We start from the raw sequence: 17,285 nt of genomic DNA on the forward strand, positions 1-17,285 counted from the left end.
GTTCTGCGCCAAAAAACCTGAGGCCCCGTTATCCGGGGCTCTCACTCAATTCCTAACCTATTGAGCGTGAAGGCTTTGTGCCAAGGTGTTACCGAGTTACCCGGTTTTTTATCCACAGGCCTGAAAACGGTGCAGGTTTTTCAAATGTAAAAAAAAGCCAACGCATAAGCGTTGGCTTTTTTTGGAGCGGTGCAACTGAAGGGATCAGAAATCCAGGTTGGACACCGCCAGCGCATTGCTCTCGATGAAGTCACGACGAGGCTCGACCGCATCACCCATCAGGGTGTTGAAGATCTGGTCCGCGCCAATGGCATCTTCGATGGTGACTTTCAGCATCCGGCGCGAGCCTGGGTCCATGGTGGTTTCCCACAGCTGATCCGGGTTCATCTCACCCAGACCTTTGTATCGCTGGATGGTGTGGCGCTTGGTGCTTTCGGCCATCAGCCATTCAAGGGCTTCCTTGAACTCGGTCACGGACTTCTTGCGCTCACCGCGTTGGATGTACGCACCTTCGTCCAGCAACGTGCTGAGTTGCGCACCCAGGGATACGACGGTCTTGTAGTCGTTGCTGCCGAAGAAGTCGCGGTTGAAGGTGACATAGTTCGACAGGCCGTGGGAGATCAGCTCGACCTCCGGCAGCCAGACGTTACGTTCACGGTCTTCACGCAGGCTGGCTTTGTAGACCAGGCCGGATTTCTCGACGGTGCGCAGGCGTACTTCGTACTGGGCCAGCCAATCTTGCATCGCTGCGTGATCGGACAGTTGCTCCAGGCTCACGGCGGGCAGGTAGATGAAGTGCTCGGTCAGTTCCTGTGGGTACAGGCGCGACAGACGCTTGAGAGTCTTCATCACCAGGCGGAAGTCGTTCACCAGGCGCTCGAGGGCTTCACCGGAAATGCCTGGGGCATCTTCATTCAGGTGCAGGCTCGCGTCTTCCAGGGCCGACTGCGTCATGTACTCTTCCATGGCGTCGTCGTCTTTGATGTATTGCTCTTGCTTGCCTTTCTTGACCTTGTACAGCGGCGGCTGGGCGATGTAGATGTAGCCGCGCTCGATCAGCTCCGGCAACTGACGGAAGAAGAACGTCAGCAGCAGGGTACGGATGTGCGAACCGTCGACGTCAGCGTCGGTCATGATGATGATGTTGTGATAGCGCAACTTGTCGATGTTGTACTCTTCGCGGCCAATGCCGCAGCCCAACGCCGTGATCAAGGTGCCGACTTCCTGGGAGGAAATCATCTTGTCGAAACGCGCCTTCTCGACGTTCAGGATCTTGCCCTTGAGCGGCAGGATGGCCTGGGTGCGGCGGTTGCGACCCTGCTTGGCGGAACCGCCAGCGGAGTCACCTTCCACCAGGTACAGCTCGGACAGGGCAGGGTCCTTTTCCTGGCAGTCAGCCAGTTTGCCCGGCAGGCCGGCGATGTCCAGCGCGCCTTTGCGGCGGGTCATCTCACGGGCCTTGCGCGCCGCTTCACGGGCACGGGCGGCGTCGATCATCTTGCCGACCACCAGCTTGGCTTCGTTCGGGTTTTCCAACAGGAAGTCGGAGAAGTACTTGCCCATCTCCTGTTCAACTGCGGTCTTCACTTCGGAAGACACCAACTTGTCCTTGGTCTGGGAGCTGAACTTCGGATCCGGCACCTTCACCGAGATGATCGCGGTAAGGCCTTCACGGGCATCGTCACCGGTGGTGGCGACTTTATGCTTCTTCGCCAGGCCTTCTTGTTCGATGTAGTTGTTCAGGTTGCGTGTCAGTGCCGAACGGAAGCCCACCAGGTGAGTACCGCCGTCGCGCTGCGGGATGTTGTTGGTGAAGCACAACAGGTTCTCGTTGAAGCTGTCGTTCCACTGAAGGGCGATTTCCACGCCGATGCCGTCTTCACGCTGGACGTTGAAGTGGAACACCTGGTTGACCGGGGTCTTGTTGGTGTTCAGGTACTCAACGAACGCCCGCAAGCCACCTTCATACTTGAATAACTCTTCCTTGCCGCTGCGCTCGTCCTTGAGGACGATGCCGACACCGGAGTTGAGGAAGGACAGTTCACGAATCCGCTTGGCCAGGATGTCCCAGCTGAAGTGGATGTTCTTGAAGGTTTCGCTCGAAGCCTTGAAGTGGATCTGGGTGCCTGTGGTTTCGCTGTCGCCAACGATCGCCATGGGTGCCTGGGGCACGCCGTGGATATAGGTCTGCTCCCAGATCTTGCCGCTGCGGCGAACGGTCAGGACCAGCTCTTCGGACAGCGCGTTCACTACCGAGACACCTACGCCGTGCAGACCGCCGGAGACCTTGTAGGAGTTGTCGTCGAACTTACCGCCGGCGTGGAGGACGGTCATGATGACCTCGGCGGCGGAAACGCCTTCCTCTTTGTGCACGTCTACCGGGATGCCACGGCCGTTATCGCGAACGGTGATGGACTCATCCGGGTGGATGATGATGCTGATGTCGTCGCAATGGCCGGCGAGGGCTTCGTCGATGGAGTTGTCGACCACCTCGAACACCATGTGGTGCAGACCGCTGCCATCGTCGGTGTCACCAATGTACATACCGGGACGTTTGCGTACGGCATCCAGGCCTTTCAGCACTTTAATGCTCGTTGAGTCGTACGTATTTTCTTCGCTCAATGCCTTCACTCCCGATGGTCGTGGGTCTGGGTGATACGGCCCTGTTCCACGTGGAACAGGGCGACTGGCGTTTCCGTCTGCCAGCCTTCCCTCAATAATTCGTGGTCTACACAGGTGATGAACACCTGGCAGCGTAAGTCTTCCAACAAGCGGCAAAGCGCGCGACGGTGGGCTTCGTCCAACTCGGACGGCAAGTCATCCACCAGATAAATACACTGACCTCGCCGGGCCTGGCTGACCAGGTGTCCTTGGGCAATACGCAAGGCACACACCACTAACTTCTGTTGCCCCCGGGACAAGATGTCCGCGGCATTGTGCGCGCCCAATCTGAGGCGCAAGTCAGCGCGTTGCGGTCCAGCCTGGGTATGGCCCATCTGCTGGTCCCGCTGTAGCGAGCCAGCCAACACGGTGCTCAGTTCCCGGTCCTTGTCCCAGCCTCGGTAATAGCTGAGCGTCAGGCCCTCAAGCTCAACCAGTTCGCTCAAGGTCTGCTCGAAGACCGGTTTCAAGGCTTTGATGTAAGCGCGGCGGTATTCATCGATTTCAGCGCTGGCCTGGCACAGTTCCCTGTCCCAAACCGCTTGCGAAACGGCGTCAAGTGTACCATGTCGCAGCCAAGAGTTTCGCTGGCGCAACGCCTTCTGCAGGCGTTGCCAAGTCGCCATGAACCGCGGTTCCACGTGGAACACGCCCCAGTCGAGAAATTGCCGACGAATCTTCGGTGCCCCCTCCAATAGACGGAAGCTGTCCGGGTTGATCAACTGCAATGGCAGGATCTCGGCCAGCTGAGCAGCACTGCGAGCGTTCTGCCCATCGATGCGGATCTGGAACTCGCCCTGCCGGTCCCGCGAGATCCCCAGGGCGCTATGACCGCCTTCTGCCAGCTCCACCTGCCCGAACACGGTGCATGCCAGTTGATCGTACTGGATGACCGGTAACAGGCGGGTGCTGCGAAACGAACGGGCAAGCCCGAGCAGGTGCACGGCTTCCAGGACGCTGGTTTTGCCGCTGCCGTTGGCGCCGTAAAGGATATTGATGCGGGGGGAGGGGGAGAAGGTCACCGGGTGCAGATTGCGCACCGCGGTGACCGAGACGCGACTTAAGGACATCTAGCTTCTGCTGGGCATGATTACAGACGCATCGGCATGACAACGTAAGCCGAATCGTCGTTATCGGACTCTTGCACCAGTGCACTGCTGTTGGAGTCGGACAGGATCAGACGCACTTGCTCGGTGGTCATCACGCCCAGCACGTCGAGCAGGTAGCTGACGTTGAAGCCAATTTCCAGGGAGCCGCCGTTGTACTCAACGCCTACTTCTTCTTCCGCTTCTTCCTGCTCCGGGTTGTTCGCCTGGATCTTCAGCTGACCATTGGCCAGTTGCAGACGGATGCCACGGTACTTCTCGTTAGACAGGATCGCGGTACGGCTGAAGGCTTCGCGCAGGGCCTGGCGATCGCCCAACACCAGCTTGTCACCGCCTTTTGGCAGCACGCGCTCGTAGTCAGGGAACTTGCCGTCGACCAGCTTCGAGGTGAAGGTGAACTCACCGGTGGTGGCGCGGATGTGGTGCTGGCCCAACACGATGCTGACGTTGCCGTCCGGCTCGGTCAGCAGGCGAGCCAGTTCCAGGATACCTTTACGCGGCACGATCACCTGGTGGCGATCAGGCTGACCGATATCAGCCTGCATCGAGCACATGGCCAGGCGATGCCCGTCGGTGGCGACGGCGCGGATGACGCCGGCGGAAACCTCCAGGAGCATGCCGTTGAGGTAATAACGCACGTCCTGCTGGGCCATGGCGAAACTGGTGCGTTCGATCAGGCGACGCAATTTGCTCTGGTCCAGGCTGCAGGTCAGCGAACCTGGGCCTTCTTCCACGGTCGGGAAATCGTTGGCCGGCAGGGTCGACAAGGTGAAGCGACTGCGACCGGCCTTGACCACGAGCTTCTGCTCATCGACCTTGATGTCGATCAGCGCGTCGTTGGGCAGGCTCTTGCAGATGTCCATCAGCTTGCGCGCCGGTACGGTGATGGAACCCGGATCAGCCGGTTCTTCAAGTTGCACACGACCGACCAGCTCGACTTCCAGGTCGGTACCGGTCAGCGACAATTGCTGGCCTTCGACAACCAGCAGCACGTTGGAAAGTACCGGCAAGGTCTGGCGGCGTTCGACGACGCCTGCGACCAGTTGCAGGGGTTTCAACAGGGCTTCGCGTTGAATGGTGAAATGCATGGTCTAGTCCCTTGCCTTAATAAGCTGCGCTGGTGGTCATCAAGTGGTCAGTGTACGCAGCAGGTTCTTGTAGTCCTCGCGGATGTCCGCGTCGGATTCCTTAAGTTCGTTGATCTTGCGGCAGGCGTGCAGCACGGTCGTGTGGTCGCGTCCGCCAAACACATCGCCGATTTCCGGCAGGCTGTGGTTGGTCAGTTCCTTGGACAGGGCCATGGCCACCTGACGCGGACGTGCTACCGAACGCGAACGGCGTTTGGACAGCAGGTCGGAAATCTTGATTTTGTAGTATTCCGCAACGGTTCGCTGAATGTTATCCACAGAAACCAATTTGTCCTGAAGCGCCAACAAGTCCTTCAAGGATTCGCGAATCAACTCGATGGTGATGTCGCGGCCCATGAAGTGCGAGTGAGCGATCACCCGCTTGAGGGCACCTTCGAGCTCACGCACGTTGGAGCGGATACGCTGGGCGATGAAGAACGCGGCGTCGTGAGGCAGCTCGACCTTGGCCTGGTCGGCTTTCTTCATCAGGATCGCGACCCGGGTTTCCAGCTCGGGCGGCTCGACGGCCACCGTCAGGCCCCAGCCGAAACGCGACTTGAGACGTTCTTCAAGGCCTTCGATTTCTTTCGGGTAGCGGTCACTGGTGAGAATGACCTGCTGCCCGCCTTCAAGCAATGCGTTGAAGGTGTGGAAAAACTCTTCCTGGGAACGTTCCTTGCGGGCGAAGAACTGAATATCGTCGATCAGCAGAGCGTCCACCGAACGGTAGAAACGCTTGAACTCGTTGATCGCGTTCAGTTGCAGCGCCTTGACCATGTCGGCCACGAAACGCTCGGAATGCAGGTACACGACCTTGGCATTCGGGTTCTTCTTTAATAGGTGGTTGCCCACCGCATGCATCAAGTGGGTCTTACCCAAGCCTACGCCACCATAAAGGAACAGCGGGTTGTAGCCATGCTTGGGGTTATCCGCGACCTGCCAGGCCGCAGCGCGAGCCAGTTGGTTGGATTTACCTTCGACGAAATTCTCGAAGGTAAAGGTCCGATTCAGGTAGCTGGTGTGCTTGAGCGCACCTTCGACCTGGACGGTGCGCTGTTCGGCACGCACCGGCGCCTGCTGGGAGCTGGCACCGGCCATCGGGTCGAAGCTGTCCCGGGAGGGCTCTTCGCTGACCTCGGCGACCTTTTGTGCGTTGCGTTTGCTCGGGGCAGGCGCGGGTGCCGGGGCGGCATGGTTGTTAACCGGTGCCGTTGCAGCCTGCTGGGCCTGTGACGCTGCGGCGGCCAGCGGCGCATTGGGTGCGGCGCGCGGTGCCGAGCTGCGCTTGCTGCCTATTAATAAGGACAACGCAGGCGCCATGCCATTGCCATGCTCGTCGAGCAATTCCATGACCCGGCCCAGGTACTTTTCGTTGACCCAGTCGAGAACGAAACGGTTCGGTGCATAGACACGCAACTCGTCGCCTTCGGCTTCGACCTGTAGTGGACGGATCCAAGTGTTGAATTGTTGGGCAGGCAGCTCATCGCGCAAAAGCTCCACGCACTGCTGCCAAAGTTCCACTGACACGGATATCCCCTAAGTTGAAAGCCGGTGAGGCAAAAACAAGCGGCCATTGTAGCGAGCAGACGCCCACTTATCCACATGCAGCTTGCTGATCGCCCATGATTTATCAATGCGTTAACCGCGAGAAAGACGACGGGCGGTCAGTGGATAAGCTCTGTGGATAACCGGGCCTGAGGTCGTTGCACAAGTGGGGGCGAAAGTCGGTGGATAACCGGCCTGTGGATAACCAGGCATTCCACACACAGCTTATCCGACAGCGCAGCACAGGCTGGCCACTGCTTTCCCCTGTAGTTGTCATTCTCTGTACATGGCGTGCTACAAGGCCTGAGCATGGTTATCCACAGACAGGTGGCGGCCTTGCTTTTATAAGCTTTACAGAAAAGCTTTAAATAATTCCCTTCTTTATTTCTATATCTAGCGTCGTGTGATGAATCCGCCCAAGCGTCCGGATATCTATTTAAAGGAAACGCTGGTTGGAAATTGACCTAGAGGCTTGCTTTCTCTAGAATCCCCGGTCTCTTAAAACGGGGGCCATTCCGGCCCGTTGTGGACGAACCAGGTAACACGACATGAAACGTACTTTCCAACCAAGCACTATCAAACGCGCTCGTACCCACGGTTTCCGTGCTCGCATGGCTACCAAGAACGGTCGTGCCGTCCTGTCGCGTCGTCGCGCCAAAGGTCGTGCGCGTCTGGCAGTTTGATAATCCGGCACTGGAGGTGAGTCAGGACTTCAGTCGGGAAAAGCGTCTGCTTACACCCCGGCATTTCAAGGCAGTCTTTGACTCCCCTACCGGCAAGGTTCCGGGGAAAAATCTCCTGCTCCTTGCGCGCAGTAACGATCTCGATCACCCCCGACTAGGGCTGGTTATCGGGAAAAAGAGCGTCAAGCTCTCTGTTCAGCGCAATCGCCTCAAACGTCTGATGCGCGAATCGTTTCGCCTGAACCAGGATTCACTGGTTGGATGGGACATTGTTATCGTCGCGCGCAAAGGTTTGGGTGACGTAGAAAACCCCGAATTGATTCAGCATTTCGGCAAGCTCTGGAAACGTCTGGCCCGCAACAAGCCAGTACCAGCAGTCAACACCGAAACTGTAGGGGTAGACAGTCCCGATGCGTAAACTGGCACTCGTTCCGATCCAGTTTTACCGCTATGCCATTAGTCCTTTGATGGCCAGTCACTGTCGTTTCTACCCCAGTTGTTCCTGCTACGCGTACGAAGCCATAGAAAATCATGGCCTACTGCGCGGTGGCTGGCTGACCTTTCGTCGTTTAGGTCGCTGTCATCCGTGGAATCCCGGCGGTTATGACCCGGTTCCGCCTATCCCTACCTCCCGTTCTTCTTCGATGGCCGAGTAATCATGGATATCAAACGCACGATCCTGATCGTCGCCCTGGCAATCGTGTCCTACGTCATGGTCCTTAAATGGAACCAGGACTATGGCCAGGCTGCCCTGCCGACTCAGAATGTTGCAGCCAGCAATACCGCACCGAGCCTGCCGGATGCCCCAGTTGGCAACAATGCTGCCAGCAATGACGACATCCCGCGCGCGGCAAGCGATACCAGCGCTCCCGCCGAAGCCCCGGTGGCCGTAAGCAAAGATCTCATCCAGATCAAGACGGACGTGCTCGAGCTGGCAATCGATCCACAAGGTGGTGACGTCGCCCAGCTGAAGCTGCCGCTGTATCCACGTCGCCAGGATCATCCGGAAATCCCGTTCCAGTTGTTCGACAACGGTAACGAGCGCACCTATCTGGCCCAAAGTGGGCTGATCGGTACCAACGGCCCGGATTCGAGCCCGGCCGGTCGCCCGGTCTACTCCGCCGAGAAGAAGACTTATCAACTGGCTGACGGTCAGGACCAATTGGTCGTGGACCTGAAGTTCAGCAAGGATGGCGTCAACTACATCAAGCGTTTCACCTTGAAACGTGGCCTGTATGACGTAACCGTCTCTTACCTGATCGACAACCAGAGCGCCCAGCCCTGGTCTGGCGCGATGTTTGCGCAACTCAAGCGTGACGCCAGCGACGATCCTTCCTCCAGCACGGCCACCGGCACCGCGACTTACCTGGGCGCCGCCCTGTGGACAAGTTCGGAGCCGTACAAGAAAGTGTCCATGAAGGACATGGACAAGGGCCAGATCAAGGAAACGGTCCAAGGTGGCTGGGTTGCTTGGCTGCAGCACTATTTTGTAACTGCCTGGATCCCGCAGAAGGGCGAAAACAACGTCGTCCAGACGCGTAAAGACGGCAAAGGCAACTACATCGTCGGCTACACCGGCCCGGCATTGACCGCCGCGCCAGGTGCAAAAGTCGAAACCAGTGCCATTCTGTACGCCGGTCCTAAAAGCCAGGCGGTACTGAAAGAGTTGTCCCCAGGCCTGGAACTGACCGTGGACTACGGTTTCCTGTGGTTCATTGCCCAGCCGATCTTCTGGCTGCTGCAACATATCCACAGCATCGTCGGTAACTGGGGTTGGTCGATCATTTTCCTGACCATGCTGATCAAGGGGATTTTCTTCCCGTTGTCGGCCGCCAGCTACAAATCCATGGCTCGCATGCGCGCGGTGGCCCCGAAACTGGCGGCCCTGAAAGAACAACATGGCGATGACCGGCAGAAAATGTCCCAGGCCATGATGGAGCTGTACAAGAAAGAGAAGATCAACCCGTTGGGTGGTTGCTTGCCGATTCTTGTACAAATGCCTGTGTTCCTGGCGCTGTACTGGGTGCTGCTGGAAAGCGTGGAGATGCGCCAGGCACCGTTCATGCTGTGGATTACCGACCTGTCGATCAAGGATCCGTTCTTCATCCTGCCGATCATCATGGGCGCGACCATGTTCATCCAGCAGCAGCTGAACCCGACGCCTCCGGACCCGATGCAGGCGAAGGTGATGAAAATGATGCCAATCATCTTCACCTTCTTCTTCCTGTGGTTCCCGGCGGGTCTGGTGCTGTACTGGGTTGTGAACAACGTGTTGTCCATTACCCAGCAGTGGTACATCACGCGTAAGATCGAAGCGGCTGCGAAAAAAGCCGAGGCGTAACTTGCTCTGTGGATAACCACACAAAACGCCCCCTAGTGGGGCGTTTTGCTATCTGCCACTTTTGTCTGGATACCGGTTTATGAGCGCACCGCGTGAAACCATCGCTGCTGTTGCCACTGCCCAAGGTCGCGGCGGTGTCGGCATCGTCCGTATTTCGGGGCCCTTGGCCAGTGTCGCGGCCAGGGCAATCAGCGGTCGCGAACTCAAACCGCGGTTTGCTCATTACGGTCCGTTTTTCAGTGATGACCAGCAGGTCCTCGACGAGGGGCTGGCCTTGTATTTCCCGGGGCCGAATTCGTTCACCGGCGAAGACGTGCTGGAACTGCAAGGGCACGGCGGCCCCATCGTGCTGGACATGTTGCTCAAGCGTTGCCTGGAGCTGGGCTGTCGCCTGGCCCGGCCGGGCGAGTTCAGTGAACGGGCATTCCTCAACGACAAGCTCGACCTGGCCCAGGCCGAGGCGATCGCCGATTTGATCGAAGCCAGTTCTGCACAGGCGGCCCGCAACGCATTGCGATCCTTGCAGGGGGCGTTTTCCCTGCGTGTGCATAACCTCACCGAACAATTGATCGGCCTGCGGATTTACGTCGAGGCCGCGATTGATTTCCCGGAAGAGGAAATCGACTTCCTAGCCGATGGCCACGTGCTGAGCATGCTGGATAAAGTACGCGATGAGTTATCCACCGTACTGCGCGAAGCCGGGCAGGGTGCCTTGTTGCGCGATGGGATGACCGTGGTGATCGCTGGGCGGCCGAATGCCGGCAAATCCAGCCTGTTGAATGCCCTGGCCGGGCGCGAGGCGGCGATTGTCACCGAGATCGCCGGCACCACTCGGGACATCCTGCGTGAACATATCCACATCGATGGCATGCCACTGCACGTCGTGGATACCGCAGGTTTGCGCGACACTGATGACCGGGTGGAAAAAATCGGCGTTGAGCGGGCGCTCAAGGCCATCGGTGAAGCCGACCGGGTCCTGCTGGTGGTGGATGCCACCGCACCGGAAGCGGACGATCCATTTGCCTTGTGGCCTGAATTCCTCGAAGTCCGCCCGGATCCCGCGAAAGTCACCTTGATCCGTAACAAGGCCGACCTGACCGGGGAAGCGATTGTCCTTGAGGTCAGCAACGACGGCCATGTGACGATCAGCCTGAGCGCAAAGGCGGCGGGTGAAGGCCTGGAACTGCTGCGTGAACACCTCAAGGCCTGCATGGGCTATGAGCAGACCTCGGAAAGCAGCTTCAGCGCCCGCCGGCGGCATCTTGAAGCCTTGCGCCATGCCAGCGCCGCCCTGGAACACGGTCGCGCACAGTTGACCTTGGCGGGGGCGGGTGAGTTATTGGCCGAAGACCTTCGCCAGGCCCAACATTCCCTTGGGGAAATTACCGGCGCCTTCAGCTCCGATGACCTGTTGGGGCGGATCTTTTCCAGCTTCTGCATCGGTAAATAACCCCGCTTTTCAAACCGGGTTTGTCCTCGAAGCCTCTCGAGTCCAACGCAAACCCGGTTCCTCCTCTCTGTTTTTGAAACGATTGCCATTGATGGCGGCTTGCCTGTGGACGCTGCGGTGATCCATCCGCGGCGGTTTTCTGTGGATTAAGCCCTGTGAATAACTGCCACTGAGGTCGGTTGATAAACCCCCCTCAAATCTGAAGATAACCGCCTCTGTGGATAACAGGCCCATTCATCCACAGGCTTACACCGGTTATCCAACCCCCTCATTGCCACCTGACCACAGGGTTTTGAATCTCTGTACACATTGAAAATAAAGGCCTGTGCAATGTTATCCACAGATAGTAGGCTCAGTAAGAATAAACATAAAAACAAAGGTTTTATAAATTTCTTTCTTTTTAATTTTTTTAACCGCGAGTTTTCCACAGCTGGTTAAATTTTGTGCAAAGGGTTCTTTAGGAAAGGGGAAGTCCCTATACTTGCCGACCTGGCTCGAAAAACGCTCTGGCCAAGCTCAAGACCTATTTCCGAATTACCTGAATTAAGCAGGCACGAGGTGCGTGGTGGATTTCCCTTCCCGTTTTGAAGTGATCGTCATCGGCGGCGGTCATGCCGGTACCGAGGCAGCACTTGCATCAGCACGCATGGGGGCAAAAACCCTGTTGCTGACGCATAACGTGGAAACCCTCGGTGCCATGAGTTGCAACCCTGCCATTGGTGGGATTGGCAAGAGCCACCTGGTCAAGGAAATCGATGCCCTAGGCGGCGCGATGGCCATGGCCACCGATAAAGGTGGTATCCAGTTTCGCGTATTGAACAGCCGCAAAGGCCCAGCCGTGCGCGCTACTCGCGCCCAGGCCGACCGAGTCCTGTACAAGGCCGCTGTCCGCGAAATCCTGGAAAACCAGCCGAACCTGTGGATATTTCAACAAACAGCGGATGACCTGATTGTCGAGCAGGACCAGGTGCGCGGTGTAGTCACGCAAATGGGCCTGCGTTTCCTCGCTGATTCCGTAGTGCTGACCACCGGGACATTCCTCGGTGGACTTATCCACATTGGTTTGCAGAACTTTTCCGGTGGTCGCGCGGGTGATCCGCCGTCGATCGCTCTGGCTCACCGTTTGCGTGAGCTGCCATTGCGTGTCGGGCGCTTGAAAACCGGTACGCCACCGCGTATCGACGGTCGGTCTGTGGATTTCTCGGTGATGACCGAGCAGCCTGGCGATACGCCGATCCCGGTCATGTCGTTCATGGGCAACAAGGAACAGCATCCACGGCAAGTCAGTTGCTGGATCACCCACACCAATGCCCGCACCCATGAAATCATTGCGGCGAACCTCGATCGTTCGCCGATGTATTCCGCAGCCGGTGAAATCGAAGGCATCGGTCCGCGTTATTGCCCATCGATCGAAGACAAGATCCATCGCTTTGCCGACAAGGAAAGCCACCAGGTCTTCATCGAGCCCGAAGGCCTGACGACCCACGAGCTGTACCCGAACGGGATCTCAACCTCCCTGCCGTTCGATGTGCAATTGCAGATCGTGCAGTCGATTCGCGGTATGGAAAACGCCCACATCGTTCGCCCGGGCTACGCCATCGAGTACGACTACTTCGATCCGCGTGACCTGAAGTACAGCCTGGAAACCAAGGTCATTGGCGGCCTGTTCTTCGCCGGGCAGATCAACGGCACCACCGGTTACGAAGAGGCCGGCGCCCAAGGGTTGTTGGCCGGTGCCAACGCGGCACTGCGCGCCCAGGGCAAGGACAGCTGGTGCCCACGCCGCGATGAGGCATACATCGGCGTACTGGTGGATGACCTGATTACCTTGGGCACCCAGGAACCGTATCGGATGTTCACGTCCCGCGCCGAATATCGCCTGATCCTTCGCGAAGACAACGCCGACTTGCGCCTGACCGAGAAAGGTCGTGAGCTGGGGCTGGTGGATGATGTGCGTTGGGCCGCGTTCTGCAAGAAACGTGAAAGCATCGAACTGGAAGAGCAGCGCCTGAAAAGCACCTGGGTTCGTCCCGGTACCGAGCAGGGCGATGCCATCGCGGCAAAATTCGGCACGCCGCTGACCCACGAATACAACCTGCTCAACCTCTTGAGCCGCCCGGAAATCGATTATGCCGGGTTGGTGAAAGTGACCGGTCAGGGGGCGGAAGATCCACAAGTGGCCGAACAGGTCGAGATCAAGACCAAGTACGCCGGTTACATCGACCGTCAGCAAGACGAAATCGCCCGTCTGCGCGCCAGTGAAGACACCAAGCTGCCTGTGGATATCGATTACACCGGCATTTCCGGGTTGTCGAAGGAAATCCAGAGCAAGCTCGGTGCGACCCGTCCAGAGACCCTGGGCCAAGCCTCGCGCATTCCCGGCGTCACGCCAGCAGCGATTTCCCTGTTGATGATTCATTTGAAAAAACGCGGCGCGGGCCGCCAGTTGGAGCAAAGCGCTTGAGTTCGATGGTCACCTCGCAACACGCTGAAGAGTTATCCACAGGTGCCCGTCAGCTTGGTGTCAACTTGACCGAAGCCCAGCACGCGCAATTGCTGGGTTATCTGGCGTTGTTGATCAAATGGAACAAGGCTTACAACCTGACCGCCGTGCGCGATCCGGATGAAATGGTCTCGCGTCATTTGCTCGACAGCCTCAGCGTCATGTCCTTCATCGAAAACGGTCGCTGGCTGGATGTTGGCAGTGGCGGTGGCATGCCGGGCATCCCGCTGGCGATCCTGTTTCCCGACTCGCAAGTGACCTGCCTGGACAGCAACGGCAAGAAAACCCGCTTCCTGACCCAGGTCAAACTCGAACTCAAACTGGATAACCTGCAAGTTATCCACAGCCGTGTCGAAGCGTTCCAGCCTGCACAGCCTTTCAACGGGATCATCTCCCGGGCGTTCAGCAGCATGGAGAACTTCAGCAACTGGACGCGCCACCTGGGCGACGCCGATACGCGCTGGCTGGCAATGAAGGGCGTTCATCCGGCCGATGAGCTGGTAGCATTGCCGGCAGACTTCCACCTTGATAGCGAACACGCCTTGGCCGTACCCGGTTGCCAAGGCCAACGCCATCTGCTGATACTGCGCCGCACGGCATGATTGGGAACACAAGCAAGAATGGCTAAGGTATTCGCGATAGCGAACCAGAAGGGTGGTGTGGGCAAGACCACCACCTGTATCAACCTCGCAGCATCCCTGGTCGCGACCAAGCGCCGGGTGCTGTTGATCGATCTCGATCCACAGGGCAACGCCACCATGGGTAGCGGTGTGGATAAGCATGGCCTGGAAAACTCCATCTACGACGTCCTGATCGGCGAATGCGATCTGGGCCAGGCCATGCACTTCTCCGAACACGGCGGTTATCAACTGCTGCCGGCCAACCGTGACCTGACGGCGGCCGAAGTGGTGCTGCTGGAAATGCAGATGAAGGAAAGCCGCCTGCGCAGCGCCTTGGCGCCGATCCGGGAAAACTACGATTACATCCTGATCGACTGCCCGCCGTCGCTGTCGATGCTGACCCTCAACGCCCTGGTGGCGGCCGATGGGGTGATTATCCCCATGCAGTGCGAGTACTTCGCCCTCGAAGGCTTGAGCGACCTTGTGGATAACATCAAGCGCATCGCCGAACTGTTGAACCCGGACCTGAAGGTCGAAGGCCTGCTGCGGACCATGTACGACCCGCGCCTGAGCCTGATGAACGATGTGTCGGCCCAGCTCAAGGAACACTTCGGCGAGCAGCTCTACGACACGGTCATCCCGCGGAACATCCGCCTGGCCGAAGCACCCAGCTACGGCATGCCGGCCCTGGCCTACGACAAACAATCCCGTGGTGCGCTGGCCTACCTGGCCCTGGCGGGCGAGATGGTTCGCCGTCAGCGCCGTAACCCACGCACCGCTGCAGCCCAGCCAACTTAAGGAAACCCCATGGCCGTCAAGAAACGAGGTCTCGGACGTGGACTGGATGCACTGCTCAGTGGTCCCACTGTCAGTTCGCTGGAAGAGCAGGCCGTACAGGTCGATCAACGCGAGTTGCAACACCTGCCGCTGGACCTGATCCAGCGCGGCAAATACCAGCCGCGCCGGGACATGGATCCCCAGGCGCTGGAAGAATTGGCCCAGTCGATCAAGAGCCAGGGCGTGATGCAGCCGATCGTGGTCCGGCCGATCGCCAACGGGCGCTTCGAGATCATTGCCGGCGAACGTCGCTGGCGCGCCAGCCAGCAGGCCGGCCAGGAAACCATTCCGGCGATGGTCCGCGATGTGCCGGATGAAACCGCCATCGCCATGGCGCTGATCGAGAACATCCAGCGCGAAGACCTCAATCCGATTGAAGAAGCCGTGGCCCTGCAACGTTTGCAGCAGGAGTTCCAGCTGACCCAGCAACAAGTTGCCGAGGCGGTGGGCAAGTCCCGCGTGACCGTGGCCAATTTGTTGCGCCTGATTGCGTTGCCGGAAGTCATCAAGACCATGCTGTCCCATGGCGACCTGGAAATGGGTCATGCCCGGGCATTGCTCGGTTTGCCGGAAAATCAACAGGTTGAAGGGGCGCGACATGTTGTCGCACGCGGTCTGACTGTGCGCCAAACTGAAGCACTGGTTCGTCAGTGGCTGAGTGGCAAACCGGCCCCTGTCGAGGCACCCAAAACCGATCCTGATATCGCTCGCCTGGAACAGCGCCTGGCCGAGCGCCTGGGCTCTGCGGTGCAGATCCGCCACGGCAAGAAGGGCAAAGGGCAACTGGTGATTGGCTACAACTCCCTCGATGAGCTGCAAGGCGTCCTTGCACACATTCGCTGAAACAATTGCTCTTGTAGCGCGCAGTCGGAAATCACTACCTGGCAGTTGAATAGGGGCAGAACCGCCCCTATACTCTGCGCGCATTTTGTCGGCACAAATTATGCCAAGTTATTGAATTATGGCGGCCGACTATTGGAGAGCAAAAGCGATGGAAACCCGCACGCCAAACCGCTTGCCGTTCCATCGTCTGGCAGTTTTCCCGGTTTTGATGGCCCAATTCGCCGTTGTATTGATCGCCGCACTGGCGCTCTGGCAATGGAAAGGAGTCGTCGCCGGATACTCAGGGCTTTGCGGAGGCCTGATAGCCTTGCTTCCCAATATTTACTTCGCTCACAGGGCCTTTCGGTTTTCCGGCGCCCGAGCAGCCCAGGCTATCGTCCGGTCTTTTTATGCCGGCGAGGCGGGGAAACTGATTTTGACGGCAGTGCTGTTTGCATTGACGTTCGCAGGTGTGAAGCCACTGGCGCCGCTGGCTGTATTCAGCGTCTTCGTGCTGACCCAACTGGTTAGCTGGTTCGCTCCCCTGCTAATGAGAACAAGACTTTCGAGACCTTAGGGCGTTTGAGGCAACCATGGCAGAGACAACCGCTTCGGGCTATATCCAGCACCACTTGCAGAACCTGACCTTCGGTCAGCTACCCAACGGCGGCTGGGGCTTTGCCCACACCGCAGCAGAAGCCAAGGAAATGGGCTTCTGGGCTTTCCACGTCGATACCCTCGGCTGGTCGGTCGCATTGGGTCTGATCTTCGTTTTTCTTTTCCGCATGGCGGCAAAGAAGGCGACTTCCGGTCAGCCTGGTGCACTGCAGAACTTTGTTGAAGTACTGGTCGAATTCGTCGATGGCAGCGTGAAAGACAGCTTCCATGGCCGTAGCCCGGTGATCGCACCGCTGGCACTGACCATCTTCGTCTGGGTGTTCCTGATGAACGCCGTCGACCTGGTACCGGTTGACTGGATTCCTCAGCTGGCCATCCTTATCTCCGGCGATGCACACATCCCCTTCCGCGCCGTGTCGACCACCGACCCGAACGCGACTCTGGGCATGGCCTTCTCGGTCTTCGCACTGATCATTTTCTATAGCATCAAGGTCAAGGGCATCGGCGGCTTCATCGGCGAACTGACCCTGCACCCGTTCGGCAGCAAGAACATCCTGGTCCAAGCCCTGCTGATCCCGGTGAACTTCCTGCTCGAATTCGTGACCCTGATCGCCAAACCGATTTCTCTGGCACTGCGTCTGTTCGGCAACATGTATGCCGGCGAACTGGTGTTCATCCTGATCGCTGTGATGTTCGGCAGCGGCCTGCTGTGGCTCAGCGGCCTGGGTGTGGTCCTGCAATGGGCGTGGGCTGTGTTCCACATCCTGATCATCACCCTGCAGGCGTTCATCTTCATGATGTTGACCATCGTCTACCTGTCGATGGCGCACGAAGAAAACCATTAAGGCCAGTCTCGACTAGTCTGATGTCCTTCCCGGTCAAACGGGAAGGAGCCCGAACCGGGCTGAGAAACGATTTGTTTTACCGCTTTAATCTAAAAAACCTAAACCATACGACGTAAAAGTCGGGAGG

General features: G+C 58.2%; 15 protein-coding genes. 11 read left to right on the plus strand and 4 right to left on the minus strand.

From position 1 onward, the window contains the following. Positions 1 to 204: 204 nt before the first annotated feature. Genes gyrB through dnaA form a run of 4 tightly spaced genes read right to left on the minus strand, consistent with a single transcriptional unit; the run spans position 205 to position 6,421 of the window. On the minus strand, positions 205 to 2,622 hold the full coding sequence (gene gyrB, locus TK06_RS21025) for a DNA topoisomerase (ATP-hydrolyzing) subunit B (RefSeq protein WP_063323652.1): 2,418 nt from the start codon (positions 2,620 to 2,622) through the stop codon (positions 205 to 207). Positions 2,623 to 2,627: 5 nt separating this feature from the next. Then, positions 2,628 to 3,731, minus strand: coding sequence for a DNA replication/repair protein RecF (recF, locus tag TK06_RS21030; protein ID WP_063323653.1), 1,104 nt, complete (start codon positions 3,729 to 3,731; stop codon positions 2,628 to 2,630). A gap of 20 nt (positions 3,732 to 3,751) precedes the next feature. Beyond that, on the minus strand, positions 3,752 to 4,855 hold the full coding sequence (dnaN, locus tag TK06_RS21035; protein WP_003196145.1) for a DNA polymerase III subunit beta: 1,104 nt from the start codon (positions 4,853 to 4,855) through the stop codon (positions 3,752 to 3,754). Between the two features lie 39 nt (positions 4,856 to 4,894). Next, entirely contained in the window at positions 4,895 to 6,421 is a 1,527-nt protein-coding gene (gene dnaA / locus TK06_RS21040) for a chromosomal replication initiator protein DnaA (RefSeq protein ID WP_003196144.1), read from the minus strand. A 566-nt stretch (positions 6,422 to 6,987) separates the two neighbouring features. Between dnaA and rpmH the strand changes: the two genes are divergently transcribed. The 11 genes from rpmH to atpB all read left to right on the plus strand — a co-directional run bounded on the left by rpmH (position 6,988) and on the right by atpB (position 17,158). Further along, the gene (gene rpmH, locus TK06_RS31095; RefSeq protein ID WP_003213577.1) at positions 6,988 to 7,122 is read left to right on the plus strand and encodes a 50S ribosomal protein L34; all 135 of its coding nucleotides are present in this window, start codon (positions 6,988 to 6,990) and stop codon (positions 7,120 to 7,122) included. A 16-nt stretch (positions 7,123 to 7,138) separates the two neighbouring features. Then, a complete protein-coding gene (rnpA, locus tag TK06_RS21045) occupies positions 7,139 to 7,540 on the plus strand; it encodes a ribonuclease P protein component (protein ID WP_003207107.1) in 402 nt (133 codons plus the stop codon). Continuing rightward, positions 7,533 to 7,778: a membrane protein insertion efficiency factor YidD gene (gene yidD / locus TK06_RS31100; protein ID WP_010465488.1), complete on the plus strand. Its 246-nt coding sequence runs from the start codon at positions 7,533 to 7,535 to the stop codon at positions 7,776 to 7,778. Before rnpA ends, yidD begins: the two co-directional genes overlap by 8 nt. Before the next feature lie 2 nt (positions 7,779 to 7,780). Next, entirely contained in the window at positions 7,781 to 9,463 is a 1,683-nt protein-coding gene (gene yidC, locus TK06_RS21050; RefSeq protein ID WP_063323654.1) for a membrane protein insertase YidC, read from the plus strand. Between the two features lie 79 nt (positions 9,464 to 9,542). After that, the gene (mnmE, locus tag TK06_RS21055; RefSeq protein ID WP_063323655.1) at positions 9,543 to 10,913 is read left to right on the plus strand and encodes a tRNA uridine-5-carboxymethylaminomethyl(34) synthesis GTPase MnmE; all 1,371 of its coding nucleotides are present in this window, start codon (positions 9,543 to 9,545) and stop codon (positions 10,911 to 10,913) included. Between the two features lie 565 nt (positions 10,914 to 11,478). Continuing rightward, a complete protein-coding gene (gene mnmG, locus TK06_RS21060; protein WP_063323656.1) occupies positions 11,479 to 13,377 on the plus strand; it encodes a tRNA uridine-5-carboxymethylaminomethyl(34) synthesis enzyme MnmG in 1,899 nt (632 codons plus the stop codon). A gap of 5 nt (positions 13,378 to 13,382) precedes the next feature. Then, positions 13,383 to 14,018: a 16S rRNA (guanine(527)-N(7))-methyltransferase RsmG gene (gene rsmG / locus TK06_RS21065; protein ID WP_170845928.1), complete on the plus strand. Its 636-nt coding sequence runs from the start codon at positions 13,383 to 13,385 to the stop codon at positions 14,016 to 14,018. 18 nt (positions 14,019 to 14,036) lie between these two features. Next, on the plus strand, positions 14,037 to 14,834 hold the full coding sequence (locus TK06_RS21070) for a ParA family protein (protein ID WP_003207100.1): 798 nt from the start codon (positions 14,037 to 14,039) through the stop codon (positions 14,832 to 14,834). A gap of 9 nt (positions 14,835 to 14,843) precedes the next feature. After that, positions 14,844 to 15,716, plus strand: coding sequence for a ParB/RepB/Spo0J family partition protein (locus TK06_RS21075; RefSeq protein WP_003207098.1), 873 nt, complete (start codon positions 14,844 to 14,846; stop codon positions 15,714 to 15,716). A gap of 148 nt (positions 15,717 to 15,864) precedes the next feature. Further along, entirely contained in the window at positions 15,865 to 16,272 is a 408-nt protein-coding gene (locus TK06_RS21080) for a F0F1 ATP synthase subunit I (RefSeq protein WP_063323658.1), read from the plus strand. 16 nt (positions 16,273 to 16,288) lie between these two features. Further along, the gene (gene atpB / locus TK06_RS21085) at positions 16,289 to 17,158 is read left to right on the plus strand and encodes a F0F1 ATP synthase subunit A (protein WP_063323659.1); all 870 of its coding nucleotides are present in this window, start codon (positions 16,289 to 16,291) and stop codon (positions 17,156 to 17,158) included. Positions 17,159 to 17,285: the final 127 nt, after the last annotated feature.

This window comes from Pseudomonas fluorescens, from assembly GCF_001623525.1.
GTDB lineage: Bacteria > Pseudomonadota > Gammaproteobacteria > Pseudomonadales > Pseudomonadaceae > Aquipseudomonas > Aquipseudomonas fluorescens_Q.